The organism is Arcicella sp. GW821-FHT09D11 (assembly GCF_059416265.1).
The window spans coordinates 495,939-510,980 of the sequence record NZ_JBWKOV010000001.1 but is presented as its reverse complement, the minus strand read 5'-3'; the positions used below and the strand labels follow the sequence as shown (position 1 = coordinate 510,980).

Below are 15,042 nucleotides of genomic sequence, written 5' to 3'. Positions count from 1 at the left end.
TTGCTATGGCTATACTTTTTAGAAAGATTTTGAATCGTAAAATCTTATTGTATAGCAAAAAACTGATGATTAAGTCAGTATCAATGAAATCCCGAATTGGCGTTTCCTGATACTATATTGATTAGTTTTCAATAACCACATTCCTTAAAAATATTAGTAAAATTTTACTGGGTATTCGATGTCGCTAATAATCAGCCCAAAGTATTTATTCACTTAATTTATTAATGTAATGAAAAAAGTATTCATGCTTTTATGTTTCAGTGCTACTGTTTTGTTTATGACAGCATGTTCAACCAATAAAGACAGTAAAGAGAAGCAAGAGGCGTTTCCAACCACTAATCCCATCATAATTGATACGGATTATAATAATGATTATGTATCAGATATTCATGCCATCAAAAATGTAGAAATACGTGCCCGTGTAAAAGGGTATATCGATAAAATATTGGTAGATGAAGGTAAGTCTGTCAAACAAGGACAAATACTATTTTGCATCAGTAATCAGGAATATAAAGAGGAAATACTGAAAGCTAAAGCAATGTTGAAAAGTGCTATTGCCGAAGCGAAAGCAGCCGAGTTGAACTTGCAAAATGTTAAGCAACTGGTTGATAAAAACGTAGTGTCGAAAACTGAGTTTGAAATGGCCAAAGCAAAGTTAGATGCTTTGAACGCTAGAATAGAAGAAGCACAGTCGCACGAAACTAGTGCCAAATTGAAGTTGTCATTAACCGAAATTAAAGCTCCTTTTGATGGAGTAGTAGATAGAATACCGAATAAAGTAGGAAGTTTAATAGATGAGGGCACTTTGTTAACCACTATTTCTGATAACAAAGAGGTATTCGCTTATTTTAATGTATCTGAAAAAGAATATTTAGACTTTGCCAAAACAATCAAAGAATCTGCCAAGAGTGAGGTGTCATTGATTTTGGCCAATAATGAGCCCCATAGCTACAAAGGAAACATAGAAACCATTGAAGGAGAATTTGATAAAAATACAGGGAGTATTGCTTTTAGAGCACGCTTTGCTAATCCAGAGAGAATATTAAGACATGGGTCGAGTGGGAAAGTAAGAATCAATAATAATGTAAGAAGTGCTTTAGTAATTCCGCAAAAATCAACTTTTGAAATTCAAGATAAGATTTTTGTATATGTATTAGATAAAGACAATAAAGTACAAACCAGAAGTATTGTGCCTAGACTAAGGATTCCACACTTGTATGTGATAGAAACAGGACTTACTACTAGTGATAGAATTATTTATGAGGGTATCCAGAATGTGAAAGACGGAATGAAGATTATTCCAGAGATGATTTCAATGACAAAAATTATTGCTGATTTAAGAAGTAAATAATCTCATTCAATTCCATTCTTCCATCCAAAGACGAAAAAATATGTTTACAACATTCATAAATAGGCCAGTATTGTCAATTGTAATATCCTTAATAATACTTTTATTAGGGGTGTTAGCAATGACTCAACTGCCCGTTACCCAATTTCCAGATATTGCACCTCCAGCAGTAACCGTAACCACAAAATATACTGGTGCCAATGCGGAGGTATGTGCCAAAGCAGTAGTAACGCCCCTTGAGCGTGCCATTAATGGTGTACCCGGAATGACCTACATGACCTCAGTATCAGGGAATGATGGCTCAAGTATTGTTCAAGTGTATTTTCAAGTAGGAACAGACCCAGATTTAGCTGCTGTAAACGTACAGAATAGGGTTTCGACTGTACTAGATGAATTACCTGAGGAGGTAATCAAGGCGGGGGTTTCTACCGAAAAAGAAGTAAATAGTATGTTGATGTACTTAAACATCATGACAAACGATACTACTGCTGATGAGAAATTCTTATACAATTTTACAGATATTAACATCTTAGCAGAATTAAAGAGAATTGACGGAGTAGGTTTTGCCGACATCATGGGTCAGCGAGAATATTCCATGCGTGTATGGTTGAAACCTGATAGAATGACATCATACAACGTTTCAGCAGAAGATGTCATGAATGCGCTCAAAAGCCAAAATGTTGAGGCTGCTCCGGGTAAAATAGGAGAAAGTTCTGGTAGAAAAGCTCAGTCGTTACAATACGTATTGCGTTATACGGGAAAATATACCAAAATAGAGCAATACGAAAACGTAGTGATTAAAGCCAATGCCAATGGCGAGATGCTTAGATTAAAGGATATTGCAGATATTGAATTTGGCTCACTTGATTATGATGTACTTTCAAAAGAAAATGGAAAGCCATCTGCCGCTATTATCTTAAAGCAAAGACCAGGCTCAAATGCTAGTCAGGTAATTAGCAATGTGAAGAAAAGAATGGCAGAACTGAAAGTAGCAACTTTCCCACCTGGGATGGACTACAACATCAGTTATGACGTTTCTCGTTTCTTAGATGCTTCTATTCACGAAGTAATCAAAACCCTTATCGAAGCCTTTATTTTGGTGGCATTGGTGGTGTTTATTTTCTTACAAGATTTTCGCTCTACGTTGATTCCTGCGTTGGCTGTACCCGTTTCATTGATTGGTACTTTCTTCTTTATGCAGATTTTCGGGTTTTCGATTAACCTACTAACCCTTTTTGCATTGGTACTAGCCATCGGTATTGTGGTAGATAATGCCATTGTAGTAGTGGAGGCTGTCCATGCTAAAATGGAATTGGAACATTTGGATGCACGAGAAGCAACAATTTCATCCATGAACGAAATCAGTGGAGCCATCGTAGCGATTACTTTGGTGATGACAGCCGTGTTTATTCCTGTAGCCTTTTTATCGGGGCCAGTAGGGGTTTTCTATCGGCAGTTCTCTATTACCATGGCCATTGCCATTGTGATTTCTGGGGTAAATGCCCTGACGCTTACGCCAGCACTTTGTGCTATTATGTTGAAAAATAATCATGGACAACCTAAAAAGACCAATTTGTTAAGCAAGTTTTTCGTGAAGTTTAACGAGAAATACGATGGTTTGTCAGACGGTTATAAGTCACTATTAGGTTCGATTGCCAACAGAAGAGTCGTAACATTTTTAATGCTGTTATTCTTTATTGGCGCTACTTGGGGTACTAATATGTTTTTACCCTCTGGATTTATTCCTACTGAAGACCAAGGTACTGTTTATGCCAACGTAACGACTCCGTCGGGTTCAACGGTTGAAAGAACAGAAGCCGTAATGGATGAAATCCAGCGAGCTACTACCCAAATAGATGCCGTTGAATCAATCTCTACCTTATCAGGCTTTAGTTTATTGACAGATGGTTCGGGAGCTTCTTTTGGTATGGGTATGATTAACCTAAAATCTTGGGAAGAACGCAAAGAGTCGGTTGATGATGTCGTTGAAATCTTAACGGAAAAAACAAAAAATATCAAGGATGCCAGTATTCAGTTCTTCCCTCCGCCTGCCGTGCCGGGGTATGGTAATGCCAGTGGGTTTGAATTAAGGGTACAAGACAGAACGGGTAGTGGTGATTTACAAAAGCTTCAAAAAGTTACAGAAAGCTTTATTGAAGAATTGAATAAACGCCCAGAAGTACAAAATGCCTTTACCAGTTTTGATGCTAGTTTCCCACAATACTTAATTAATGTAGATAACGATAAAGCAGCACAAAAAGGTGTTTCTGTGAATAATGCAATGGATAACTTGCAATCATTAATTGGTAGTTTTTATGCTACAAACTTTATTCGTTTCGGACAAATGTATAAAGTAATGATTCAGGCATTGCCAAAATACCGTGCTCAGCCAGATGATATCTTAAGAATGTATGTAAAAAATGACCAAGGTGAAATGGTACCTTATTCTGCTTTTATCAGGATAGAAAGAGTTTACGGCCCAGAACAACTTACGCGTTATAACATGTACACTTCTGCCATGATTAATGGTGAGCCTGCTCCTGGTTTCAGTAGTGGTAAAGCCATTGAAGCCATCAAGGAAGTAGCAGCAGAAAAACTTCCTAAAGGATATACTTATGATTGGTCTGGTATGACAAGAGATGAAATCTTATCAGGTGACCAAGCCATTTATATCTTTATCATTTGTTTAGTCTTCGTTTATCTTTTATTAGCTGCTCAGTACGAGAGTTTCTTGTTACCAATTCCTGTAATCCTATCGTTGCCGACGGGGATATTCGGAGCCTTCTTCTTATTATTGATATTGGGTTTACAAAACAACATTTATGCACAAGTAGCCCTAGTAATGCTGATTGGTCTATTGGGTAAAAATGCCATTTTGATTGTAGAATTTGCCATTTTAAAACAAAAAGAAGGACGTACTCCACTAGAAGCTGCTATTGAGGGGGCGGTATCAAGGTTAAGACCAATCTTGATGACTTCCTTTGCCTTTATCGCAGGGCTAATTCCGTTAATGACGGCCTCTGGTGCTGGTGCTATCGGTAATAAAACCATCGGTTCGGCAGCAGCAGGAGGGATGCTCTTCGGGACGGTGTTTGGTGTAATAATCATCCCAGGGTTATACGTGATTTTTGCTACGCTGGCACAAGGAAAAGCTAAGAAAAACAAGAAAGAAGAACTAATTCTTAATTAGAAAATCATGATTAAACTAAAATATTATATACTTATAAGTGGGCTTTTCATGGCAATGGTATTTACCAATTGCCAACCGCTGAAAACCTACAAACAGCCGTCTTTAAAACCCATGCCCGAATCCTATAATAATAAGAAGGATTCGACCAATGATGCAGCCATCAATTGGAAAAGCTACTTTACAGACGCCACGCTGATTGCTTTGATAGATACTTCGCTGAATAACAATATTGATTTGTTGATGACTTTGCAAAGAATTGAGATGGCTCAAAATCAGCTCAATTTTGCGAAAGTACTAGGGAAACCTTTTGTAGGGGCGGGCATATCTGCTGGACAAAAAAGATTTGGAAAATATACCATGGATGGCGTTGGTAATTATGACACCAATTTTTCAAATAATATTACAGATGACCAAAAAATTCCAGAACATCTTCAAGACTTCAATATTGGTTTGCAGAGTTCATGGGAAGTAGATATTTGGGGTAAATTGCGTAATAAAAAGAAAGCCGCCATTGCTCGATACTTAGCAAGTGTAGAAGGAAAAAACTGGATAATCACCAATTTGATTTCAGAAATTTCGGCTGGCTATTATAGCCTGATTGCGTTGGATAATGAATTAGACATTATCAAAGAAACCAGAAATCTGCAATTGAATGAATTGCAAATTATTCAAGCTCAGAAAGAAGCAGGTTATGCCAACGAATTGGCGGTAAAACAATTTGAATCGAGAATCCTAAATACTAGAAGTTTAGAAGTTGAGATTTTGCAATCAATTATTGAGATTGAGAACAAAATTAACTTTTTGTTAGGACGATATCCACAACCAATTTATCGTGATAAGTTACAGTTTACGAAGCCTTTGCCAACGCAAATCAGAATGGGTGTACCTGCACAATTATTGAGAAATCGCCCTGATGTTAAAAAAGCTGAATACGAACTACTCGCAGCCAAAGCTGACGTAGAAGCCGCTCGGTTGGCATTTTATCCATCACTGAATATCAATGCAACCTTAGGATTTCAGACTTTTAATCCTGCCTATGTAATTGCTCCGCAGTCGTTAGCCTATAATGTCTTAGGCGGATTATCGGCACCTATTATCAATAGAAAAGGGCTGATAGCTGATTTCGGAATAACAAGTGCTGTTCAGGTAGAAGCTTTGTACAATTACCAAAAGAGCATCATCGGTGCTTATACAGAAGTATACAATGAAATGTCTAATATCAAAAACCTTAGCTTGATTCAAGACTTGAAAAGTAAAGAAGTAAATGTATTGACAGAGTCTATCGTAACATCTACAGACTTATTCAAAACTGGTAGAGCTACCTATTTGGAGGTTTTATTGACCCAAGCCAATGCTTTACAGGCTAGGATAGAATTAATCAACGTGAAAAAACGCCAATACGATGCCGTAGTGAATATTTATAAAGCACTAGGCGGAGGTTGGAGATAATACCTTTTGGTTTTCTTATTTCTTGAATATATTTTTTCAAGAAATAAGAAAACCTCTAATAAATTAATTGAATTGTCGGGAAGGGAGTTTAGTATGAGCAAATTGTTAAGAAAATGTTTTCAAATAATTTCCTTAAATTCGCATCATCAATAAATTAAAATACCCTTTCATGAAAAAATATTCATTCCTGATTAGCGTCTTGCTTCTTTCGGCTACTGTTTATCAAACAAACGCCCAAAAGATTGCAGATAAATATGCTAAGACCATCACGGTAAAAGACTTAAAAAAACACCTCACCTTTATCGCTTCAGATAGTTTAAAAGGGCGGGATACGGGTTCGCCAGAACAGAAAGTAGCCGCACAATATATCGCCAAACAATTTGATAGTTATGGTTTAAAAGGTCCCGTTAATGGGAATTCTTATCTTCAACCAGTAGATTTAATAAAACGTGGTTGGGGAGATTTTTACTTGAAAACTAAGTCGAAAGAATTCAAATACTTGTTTGATTTTATTGCCAATACTATTTCACCAATGCCACAAGAAGAAACCTTTGAAACGGTTTTTGTTGGATACGGTATTGAGGATAAAGCCTTGAACGATTACGAAAGCACAAAAGTAAACGGTAAAATTGTTGTCGCTTTTGAAGGTGAGCCACGTTTAGCAGATGGCAGTTACTTGATTTCAGGTAATACAGAAATGTCTAAATGGAGTAAAGGTGAGGCTTGGAAAGAGAAAATGGCTACTGCTAAAAGTAAAGGAGCAAAGGCTTTATTACTGATTTCAAAACAAAGTGTTGAAGAGTTTGAGAAAGTAATCAAACAACGTCAAACGATGCTAAAACGGTTTGGTAATGCAAGACTTAGCTTTGCTGACCAAAAAGACCCTCAAGGTTCTGACTTTGCTGTTTTAACAGTTGGGCCAACAATGGCTGCTGATTTGTTTAATACAACGGTTGCTCAATTAGATATTCTGAAAGAAAAAGCCATTACTAAAAGTGTTGCAAATCAATTAGAAAAGCAATCTGTAGGGATAAAAATTGAAAGAACTGCTCAACCTGTTGAGACTTACAATGTATTAGGGTATTTAGAAGGAACGGATAAAAAAGACGAATTAGTGATTGTTTCTGCACATTATGACCACGTAGGAGTAACCGATGGGAAAATCTATAATGGTGCTGATGATGATGGTTCTGGAACTGTTTCTGTACTAGAAGTAGCTCAGGCATTTGGTGAAGCCGCAAAAGCGGGAAATAAGCCTCGCAGAAGTATGCTTTTTTTAACAGTAACTGGCGAAGAAAAAGGCTTGTTAGGCTCTGAGTTTTATGTAACTCATCCAGTTTTTCCATTAGCAAGTACAGTGAGCGATATTCATATTGATATGGTTGGTAGGTCTGATAAGGAACATGAAGGCAAAGGAGACTATATTTATGTGATTGGTTCGGATAAACTTTCTTCCGAGTTACATGCTTCTTTGATTGAACAAAATGATAAACATAACCCTATCAATTTAGATTTTCGTTATAACGATCCGAATGATCCAAACCGTTTTTATTATCGTTCAGACCATTATAATTTTGCTAAAAATAAAATTCCAGTAGCATTTTTCTTCAATGGAGTTCATGATGACTATCATCAACCGACAGATGATGTTGAGAAAATAGAATTCGAGCAAATGGAAAAAAGAGCCAAATTGATTTTCTATTTAACTTGGGATGTTGCTAATCGTGATAAGAGACTCGTTGTAGATTCAGATAAAAAATAGGTTTCTCTTTCAATCATTTTACGTTAATCTGATAAATCTAGGCTTCAATTTGTGAATAATTATTCCAGATTGGAGCCTAAATTTGTTAATCTATTTATGAAAAAGTACTTCTTTTGTCTATTTATATTAGTCAATGCTGTTTCTGACGAACTTACGGTTACTTATTTTGCTGATACTATTTCGATAGAAAAACTGCAAAGCAATTTGACTTTTTTAGCAAGCGATAGCTTACGAGGACGTTTGACGGGTTCGAAAGAACAAAAAATAGCAGCAACTTTCATTGCGAATCATTTTCAAGAACATGGACTAGAAGCGATTGTTTCGGGAGATACCGTAGGCTCCTACTTTCAGCCATTTTACATCAAGCAATATTTTGGCAAACAGCATAGTGTGATGCTGAATCCGAGCGATAGAATGCGCCGTGCCAAAAGTGTAATAGCCACCGAAAATGTGATGGGCTTTTTGGAAGGAACCGACAAAAAAGAGGAAGTATTGGTTATCTCTGCCCATTACGACCACATCGGTACAAAAAATGGAACAGTATTCAATGGCGCAGACGATGATGGGTCAGGTACTGTAGCGATGATGGAAATGGCAAGGGTATTTTCTGAAGCAAAAAAACAAGGTAGAGGCCCACGGAGGAGTATATTATTTATTGCTTTTGCAGGAGAAGAATTCGGCTTGCTAGGGTCGGAATATTATGTGGCAAAGCCAGTAATTTCGCTTAAAAATACAGTTTGTGATTTGAATATCGATATGATTGGGCGAATAGATAATACCTATTTGGATAAAAAAGATTATGTATTCTTGATAGGCTCGGATAAAATTTCAAAAGAACTTCATGCCCTGAGCGAACACAATAATGAACTTTACACTAAACTGACTTTAGATTATAGCTATAATTCAGAATCGCATCCGCAACAATTGTACTATCGCTCAGACCATTATAATTTTGCCAAAAATCATATTCCCATTATTTTTTACTTCGATGGCGAACACCCAGACTATCATCAACCCACGGATGATGTTGATAAAATAGATTTTGAACTACTCAGAAAAAGAGCCCAATTGGTATTTTACACCGCTTGGGATATTGCCAATCGCGAAGGAACATTGAAGTAATCATTCACCAAGAATGGCTTTTTCGATTACTGCTGGAAAATGTTTGTGTTCTAATACTTGTCCTTTTTTAGCTACATCCTCTGGTGAATCCGTAGGTAATACTGGATAAGATGCTTGGAAGATGATAGCGCCTTCGTCGTAATGTTCGTTTACCAAGTGAATCGTGATGCCTGATTCTGTTTCTTTATTTTCAACAACGGCCTCATGAACAAAATGTCCGTACATTCCTTTACCTCCAAATTTTGGTAGAAGAGCTGGGTGAATATTGATAATTTTATTGGGAAAAGCTTCTACCACATTTTGAGGAACCAGCCATAAAAAACCAGCCAAAATTACCCAGTCGATTTCATTTTCTTTGAGAATATCAACTACTTCGCCCGACTTGAATTGTTGGCGATTGAACATCACCAAAGGAATATTCAGGCGTTCGGCTCTTTGAATTATGCCCGCTTGGGGGTTGTTACAAAGAAATAATTTTACGTTGATTTCCGTTGAATTTGAGAAATATTCAACGATGCGTTCGGCATTTGAGCCCGAACCAGAAGCGAAAATGGCAATATTTTTAGACAAAATAGATTGGATTTAACAAATTTTAAACAAATTTAAGCATAGATTTACAACCAAACTTAACTTTTCTGCGTCTTTGTTAAAACTAAATATCTAAATCATGAAAAAGAATCTTTATCGTACTTTAGTGGTTGCTTTATTAACCACATTTGTTTGGGCATGCGGTATCACACTTGACCCAACACCATTATGTGGATGCTCGCCAGTGCCTACTCTGACAGATATATTGGTTGGTAAATGGGAGTTTGTGGGGTATGTCAAGGAAGATAGTTTAGACATTGAAAAAGAAAAATTAAAATCAAGTACGCCAGATTTCCCTGCTAATTTAGAGGTATTATATAATACGACTGCTGCAAATAGAAAAAAGTTGGATATTTCAGGTAGTTCGTCTGTAAATACTTATAACGGAGAAATTACTTTAGGAACTACTGATTCTTCGTGGAGAGCATGGACACCAATAACTAGTGGGGCCATAGCACAAACAAAAATGGCAGGTAGTAATGAAGCAATGGCTTTTGAAATAAAATACTTAAATGGTCTTTCTGTAGGCGAAAAAGTTAAGATAGAAGATGGCATGAATATCTTACTAAGAGTTAAAATTCCAAATGATGAAATGCTTTTTGTGAGAAAGAGATAAACATGAGTCATCCCAAATTTTCTCATAAATTAGTAATTTTTAAAAAATTTAAGAGATTTTTGGATTTATACTTGACCTTACTTTTTGTCTTGATACAAAAAGTAACAAAAAAATCAAGAATTCCTAAACTCGCTTCGCTCAAACAGTAGGAATTCGGTTTCCCTCAATCATAAAAAAGCGGTCAAAATTAGTTTTTTGACCGCTTTTTTATGATTTTAAAATTCAAATTGAACCATTTAAAGCTGATTCACAATCATTTTTTGTAAAGCCTTTTCTTCCAAATATCCAGTAGAACGTTTTACTTGTTTACCATTTTTGAAAACAATAAAAGTCGGGATTTCATCTACTTTATAGTTTTCTACCACAGCTTTGCTGGCATCGGCATCTACTTTTACAAATTTCACTTTTCCTGATAATTCCTGTGAGAGCTTATCTACGCTAGGCATCATTTTGATACATGGTCCACACCACGAAGCAAAAAAGTCTAACACTACTACTTCGTTTTCTTTCAAAATAGCATCAATCTCTGTTTTGCTATAGCCTTTTGCACTGGTATTTTCCTTTGAATCTTCTACGGGTAAATTACTAACAGTCCATTTCAAATAACCTCCTTGAAGGTCGTAAACAGTAGTAAATCCATTTTGCTTCAATACTTCAGCCGCAGCTTTGCTTCTTCCACCAGATAAGCAATACACAAATACTGGTTTAGATTTATCTAACGCATTTATTTTTTGTATGAAATCTGGGCTTCTATAATCGATATTTTGGGCTTTTGCCAAATGTCCACCGCCATATTCACCATTTGTACGAACATCTATAAGTTGGGCATTAGTGTTTTCAGAATATTTTTTCTGAAATTCTGCTGTAGACAAAACTTGTGAGAGGCTTATGCTTATATTTGCAATAGAAAGTATGGTTAAAAATATAAATGTGCGAATAATATTTTTCATTATTTTTAGTATTAAAATTAACTAACAGTGAAAGTATTAGAAAAGTACAAGCAATCTTGAAAAAAGGCTTAAATTTGTTCTCAATATTTAATTAAAGTATTCAAATCATGCGAAAATAGATTTAATTTTCAACGATTGAAGAAATATTTTATTTGAACAAGAGAGAGTATTATCTAATTTACAAAAATTCCCTCCGTTTATAACCAAAAACAAAATTTACGCAAAATGAGTGCAATTCAACATGTACACGCAAGACAAATTTTGGATTCTCGTGGAAATCCAACAATCGAAGTAGATATCCGTACCGAAGATGGTGCTTTTGGACGTGCCGCTGTGCCTTCTGGAGCTTCAACAGGTATTCACGAGGCCGTTGAATTACGTGATGAGGATAAAAGCGTTTACGTGGGTAAAGGTGTTTTAAAAGCCGTAGAAAACGTAAATACTAAAATAGCTCAAGAATTGTGGGGCTTAGAAGTTTCTGAGCAAAATATGATTGACCGTTTGATGATTGAGTTAGACGGAACATCTAACAAAGGTAATTTAGGAGCAAACGCTATTTTGGGTGTTTCTTTGGCAGTAGCTAAAGCAGCAGCTCAAGAGTCTGGTTTGTCTTTATACCGTTATATTGGTGGTGTTAATGCTAACACTTTGCCAGTACCAATGATGAATATCTTGAATGGTGGTTCTCATGCTGATAACTCAATCGATTTCCAAGAGTTCATGGTAATGCCAGCTAAAGCTGAGTCATTCTCACACGCTTTACGTATGGGTACTGAAGTTTTCCATGCTTTGAAAGGAGTATTGAAATCTAAAGGATATTCAACAAACGTAGGTGATGAAGGTGGTTTTGCACCAAACATCAAATCTAACGAAGAGGCAATCGAAATCGTTTTACAATCAATCGAAAAAGCAGGTTACAAACCAGGTGAAGAAATTTTCATCGCAATGGATGCTGCTGCTTCTGAATTCTATAACGAAGAAACTGGTCTTTATACATTCAAGAAATCTGATGGTAAGCAATTGAACAACATGGAAATGGCTGCTTACTGGAAAACTTGGGCTGATAAATATCCAATCATCTCTATCGAAGATGGTATGGCTGAAGATGACTGGGCTGGTTGGAAAGAGCAAACTAAATTGATTGGTAGCAAAGTTCAATTAGTAGGAGACGATTTATTTGTAACAAACGTAAAACGTTTACAAATGGGTATCGAACAAGGTGTTGCTAACGCTGTATTAGTAAAAGTAAACCAAATTGGTTCTTTAACTGAAACGATTGATACTATTAACTTAGCGAAACGTAATTCATACAAAAACATCATGTCTCACCGTTCAGGTGAAACTGAAGATGCTACAATTGCTGACTTAGCAGTAGCATTGAACACAGGTCAAATCAAAACTGGTTCGGCTTCTCGTTCAGACCGTATGGCAAAATACAACCAATTACTTCGTATCGAAGAAGAATTAGGCGCAAACGCTTACTTCCCAGGATTGAATTTCTAATTGGAAATAACAGATTTAAAAGAGCCTTGCAGTATTTTTTGCAAGGCTCTTTTTTATGCATGTCAGTTAGAAACAAACTATCAAAATCAGTATATTTGTAAAAAGCTTTGAATATGACACAAAGGTTATCACATAAAAAAACGAATAATATAATTCCCCTTTTGAAAAAGGGTGAATATAATAGCTATCGTCCAGAAGATATTAAGCGATGGGGGATTGAACGTTTTTTAGAAACTGTTTGTGCAAGTAAAGAAATTGAAGTGCCAAATCTTGGTTTCAATGACGAAGAAAATAATAGAATGGATTCTATACTGAAAGACGAAAATAAAGAACATGATTTTTGACACAAATTTGCTCATTAAACATATTCGTAAAGCTGAAAATCTTCCTCCAAAATTAATTATCCCTATTCCTGTTGTTGGAGAATTAAAATCTTTTGCAATTAAATCAGATTGGGGAATACAGAAAGTATTATTTATGAATAGTCTTTTTAGCTTGTTTCCATTAGTTGAAATAACTGAAGAGCTGACAGAAATATATGCTCAAGTAGATGCTTATAGTCAGGGTAAATTAAAAGGATATCCATTACCTCTTGGAGTCTCTTCTCGAAATATGGGAAAAAATGATTTATGGATTGCAACAATGGCTACTTATTTTGATTTAGAATTACATACAACTGATAATGATTTTGATCATTTAATTAATTTTGGCTTGAGATTAATTAAACATCAGCCTTAATATATTAAATAGTAATCTATATTTAAATTAATAATTTTAGGTTTTGCCATTGTTCGTCAAGATAAGAAATATGGTAAACTTTTTTTGAAAATTAAATTATTCTTGATTTACCATGAGAAGATTACTCTTAGTAAAATATCGATTTTATACCCTTACGCTATCTGTATTGGTAGTGTGGATGATTTTTTTTGATGATAATAATGTTTTTAGTCAGTTTAAAATGTACCGAGAGTTAGGGCGATTAGAAGATGAAACTGCTTATTATGCTCAAAAATTGAAGGAGGTAGAGAAAGAAAAAATAGAAGTAATGGGCAATTCGAGTTTGATAGAAAAATTTGCACGCGAGAAATACCTGATGAAAAAGCCCAACGAAGAGATTTTTGTAATAGTTGATGAAGATAATCAGCCGATTGAAAAATAAAAATAATTAAAAATGAATTGAGCCTGTAATAACCCTCCTGTTTTACAGGTTTTTTTGTGAAATTTGCATTCCAGCTTTATTTTACACAATTCTTAGCTTGAATGTAGCCCAGAATTGTTAGCGTTAAAAAATGATGTTAAAAATTTTATTTGTTTGTACTGGTAATATCTGCCGTTCGCCAATAGCGGAGGAAACTTTTAGAAGAGCCGTAAAGGCTCGTGGTTTACAGCGTGTCATTCTGTGTGATTCGGCGGCAACGCATGCCTATCATATTGGTGACTTGCCTGACCCTAGAACTAGGAAAAATGCAGAGTCGCATGACCTAAAGCTTACGCACCATTGCAGGAAACTATCGGGCGAAGATTTTTCGGTGTTTGATTATATTGTAGCGATGGATAATTACAATATGGAAAATATCCAGACAATTAGTGCAAGATCTATCGGCATAAAACAGCCTGCTGAGAATTGCTTTTTATATAGAAAGTTTGATAATACGAATACGACACCAGACAAAGTATTAGAAGTGCCAGACCCCTATTATGGAAATTCAACTAATTTTGAGGAAGTCTATCAGATTGTCAATCGTTGTGCTGAAACATTTTTAGATTTCTTAATTATTAAACATGATTTGTAAATGGAGAGGTTCTTATTAATATGCCTATTGTTTATATCGAACCAACTCTTGGCTCAATCGTACCAAGATAGCATCGCTAATCATAGAGAAAATTATAAGAAGGAGTTCTTGGCTACTAAGAGTAGCCCTTTGAAAGAAACAGATTTATCTTATCTAAGGTTTTATGAACCTGATGTCAACTATCGTGTGAATTGCACCTTTAAAAAATCAGAAGATGTTAAGCCTTTTAATATGTCAACATCCTCTGGTCAGAAGCAAGAATATTTCAAATATGGTGTATTGAGCTTTCAATTAAAAGGTAAAAATATTGAGCTAAACGTATATAGAAGCCTAAGCCTAATGCGAGTACCTCAGTATAAAAATTACTTGTTTATTCCCTTTAAAGATGCTACTAATGGGAAAGATACTTATGGAGGTGGGCGTTATTTAGCCCTTGAAACTACCGATATTCAAAATGATAGCGTAATTTTAGACTTTAATAAAGCATATAACCCTTATTGCGCTTTTAGTGATGGATATTCTTGCCCAATTCCGCCTAAAGAAAACCATTTAACAGTAGGAATTGAAGCAGGAGAGAAGACCTTTGGCAAAGTACATTAGGGAAGAGTTATGAATTGTGAGTGATGAGTTGTGAATAAAAAATATTAATAAATATGTTAATGCTCAGAAATCTCTTACTTACAGAAGTTACAAAAAAATAAAAGCTCAAAGCTTACAGCTA

At 35.6% G+C, this 15,042-nt stretch carries 14 protein-coding genes; 12 read left to right on the top strand and 2 right to left on the bottom strand.

Annotated elements, in window-relative coordinates:
- Positions 1 to 229: 229 nt before the first annotated feature.
- The 5 genes from AC07N0_RS02050 (at position 230) to AC07N0_RS02030 (ending at position 8,871) form a co-directional block, all read left to right on the top strand.
- Positions 230 to 1,351 (top strand): efflux RND transporter periplasmic adaptor subunit, encoded by a 1,122-nt coding sequence (locus AC07N0_RS02050; RefSeq protein WP_492800595.1) that lies wholly within the window; start codon positions 230 to 232, stop codon positions 1,349 to 1,351.
- A gap of 40 nt (positions 1,352 to 1,391) precedes the next feature.
- Positions 1,392 to 4,538, top strand: coding sequence for an efflux RND transporter permease subunit (locus tag AC07N0_RS02045; protein ID WP_494587929.1), 3,147 nt, complete (start codon positions 1,392 to 1,394; stop codon positions 4,536 to 4,538).
- 6 nt (positions 4,539 to 4,544) lie between these two features.
- Positions 4,545 to 5,987, top strand: coding sequence for a TolC family protein (locus AC07N0_RS02040; RefSeq protein WP_494587928.1), 1,443 nt, complete (start codon positions 4,545 to 4,547; stop codon positions 5,985 to 5,987).
- A gap of 169 nt (positions 5,988 to 6,156) precedes the next feature.
- Complete coding sequence (locus tag AC07N0_RS02035) at positions 6,157 to 7,749, top strand: M28 family peptidase (RefSeq protein ID WP_492800592.1); 1,593 nt, start codon at positions 6,157 to 6,159, stop codon at positions 7,747 to 7,749.
- Between the two features lie 96 nt (positions 7,750 to 7,845).
- The gene (locus AC07N0_RS02030; protein ID WP_494587927.1) at positions 7,846 to 8,871 is read left to right on the top strand and encodes a M28 family peptidase; all 1,026 of its coding nucleotides are present in this window, start codon (positions 7,846 to 7,848) and stop codon (positions 8,869 to 8,871) included.
- On the opposite strand, the gene purN is transcribed toward AC07N0_RS02030, so the two are convergent.
- Positions 8,872 to 9,441 (bottom strand): phosphoribosylglycinamide formyltransferase, encoded by a 570-nt coding sequence (gene purN, locus AC07N0_RS02025; RefSeq protein ID WP_494587926.1) that lies wholly within the window; start codon positions 9,439 to 9,441, stop codon positions 8,872 to 8,874.
- A gap of 97 nt (positions 9,442 to 9,538) precedes the next feature.
- On the opposite strand from purN, the gene AC07N0_RS02020 reads away from it, so the two are divergent.
- A complete protein-coding gene (locus AC07N0_RS02020) occupies positions 9,539 to 10,075 on the top strand; it encodes an META domain-containing protein (protein WP_494587925.1) in 537 nt (178 codons plus the stop codon).
- A 236-nt stretch (positions 10,076 to 10,311) separates the two neighbouring features.
- Here AC07N0_RS02020 and trxA read toward each other — a convergent pair whose 3' ends face one another.
- A complete protein-coding gene (gene trxA / locus AC07N0_RS02015) occupies positions 10,312 to 11,025 on the bottom strand; it encodes a thioredoxin (RefSeq protein ID WP_494587924.1) in 714 nt (237 codons plus the stop codon).
- 225 nt (positions 11,026 to 11,250) lie between these two features.
- Between trxA and eno the strand changes: the two genes are divergently transcribed.
- The 6 genes from eno to AC07N0_RS01985 all read left to right on the top strand — a co-directional run bounded on the left by eno (position 11,251) and on the right by AC07N0_RS01985 (position 14,921).
- The gene (gene eno / locus AC07N0_RS02010) at positions 11,251 to 12,528 is read left to right on the top strand and encodes a phosphopyruvate hydratase (protein WP_309913418.1); all 1,278 of its coding nucleotides are present in this window, start codon (positions 11,251 to 11,253) and stop codon (positions 12,526 to 12,528) included.
- A gap of 113 nt (positions 12,529 to 12,641) precedes the next feature.
- A complete protein-coding gene (locus tag AC07N0_RS02005; protein WP_309913421.1) occupies positions 12,642 to 12,872 on the top strand; it encodes a hypothetical protein in 231 nt (76 codons plus the stop codon).
- Complete coding sequence (locus tag AC07N0_RS02000; protein WP_492800585.1) at positions 12,862 to 13,266, top strand: PIN domain-containing protein; 405 nt, start codon at positions 12,862 to 12,864, stop codon at positions 13,264 to 13,266. Before AC07N0_RS02005 ends, AC07N0_RS02000 begins: the two co-directional genes overlap by 11 nt.
- A 112-nt stretch (positions 13,267 to 13,378) precedes the next feature.
- Positions 13,379 to 13,687 (top strand): FtsB family cell division protein, encoded by a 309-nt coding sequence (locus AC07N0_RS01995; RefSeq protein WP_309913427.1) that lies wholly within the window; start codon positions 13,379 to 13,381, stop codon positions 13,685 to 13,687.
- 130 nt (positions 13,688 to 13,817) lie between these two features.
- On the top strand, positions 13,818 to 14,321 hold the full coding sequence (locus AC07N0_RS01990; RefSeq protein ID WP_494587923.1) for a low molecular weight protein-tyrosine-phosphatase: 504 nt from the start codon (positions 13,818 to 13,820) through the stop codon (positions 14,319 to 14,321).
- Complete coding sequence (locus AC07N0_RS01985; RefSeq protein WP_494587922.1) at positions 14,322 to 14,921, top strand: DUF1684 domain-containing protein; 600 nt, start codon at positions 14,322 to 14,324, stop codon at positions 14,919 to 14,921.
- The last annotated feature ends 121 nt before the right edge of the window (positions 14,922 to 15,042 follow it).

What these genes read in the sequence shown, in the direction of transcription:
- AC07N0_RS02050 (WP_492800595.1), top strand. Translation starts at nt 230, where the DNA reads ATGAAAAAAGTATTCATGCTTTTATGTTTCAGTGCTACTGTTTTGTTT.
- AC07N0_RS02045 (WP_494587929.1), top strand. Translation starts at nt 1,392, where the DNA reads ATGTTTACAACATTCATAAATAGGCCAGTATTGTCAATTGTAATATCC.
- AC07N0_RS02040 (WP_494587928.1), top strand. Translation starts at nt 4,545, where the DNA reads ATGATTAAACTAAAATATTATATACTTATAAGTGGGCTTTTCATGGCA.
- AC07N0_RS02035 (WP_492800592.1), top strand. Translation starts at nt 6,157, where the DNA reads ATGAAAAAATATTCATTCCTGATTAGCGTCTTGCTTCTTTCGGCTACT.
- AC07N0_RS02030 (WP_494587927.1), top strand. Translation starts at nt 7,846, where the DNA reads ATGAAAAAGTACTTCTTTTGTCTATTTATATTAGTCAATGCTGTTTCT.
- AC07N0_RS02020 (WP_494587925.1), top strand. Translation starts at nt 9,539, where the DNA reads ATGAAAAAGAATCTTTATCGTACTTTAGTGGTTGCTTTATTAACCACA.
- trxA (WP_494587924.1), bottom strand. Translation starts at nt 11,025, where the DNA reads ATGAAAAATATTATTCGCACATTTATATTTTTAACCATACTTTCTATT.
- eno (WP_309913418.1), top strand. Translation starts at nt 11,251, where the DNA reads ATGAGTGCAATTCAACATGTACACGCAAGACAAATTTTGGATTCTCGT.
- AC07N0_RS02005 (WP_309913421.1), top strand. Translation starts at nt 12,642, where the DNA reads ATGACACAAAGGTTATCACATAAAAAAACGAATAATATAATTCCCCTT.
- AC07N0_RS02000 (WP_492800585.1), top strand. Translation starts at nt 12,862, where the DNA reads ATGATTTTTGACACAAATTTGCTCATTAAACATATTCGTAAAGCTGAA.
- AC07N0_RS01995 (WP_309913427.1), top strand. Translation starts at nt 13,379, where the DNA reads ATGAGAAGATTACTCTTAGTAAAATATCGATTTTATACCCTTACGCTA.
- AC07N0_RS01990 (WP_494587923.1), top strand. Translation starts at nt 13,818, where the DNA reads ATGATGTTAAAAATTTTATTTGTTTGTACTGGTAATATCTGCCGTTCG.
- AC07N0_RS01985 (WP_494587922.1), top strand. Translation starts at nt 14,322, where the DNA reads ATGGAGAGGTTCTTATTAATATGCCTATTGTTTATATCGAACCAACTC.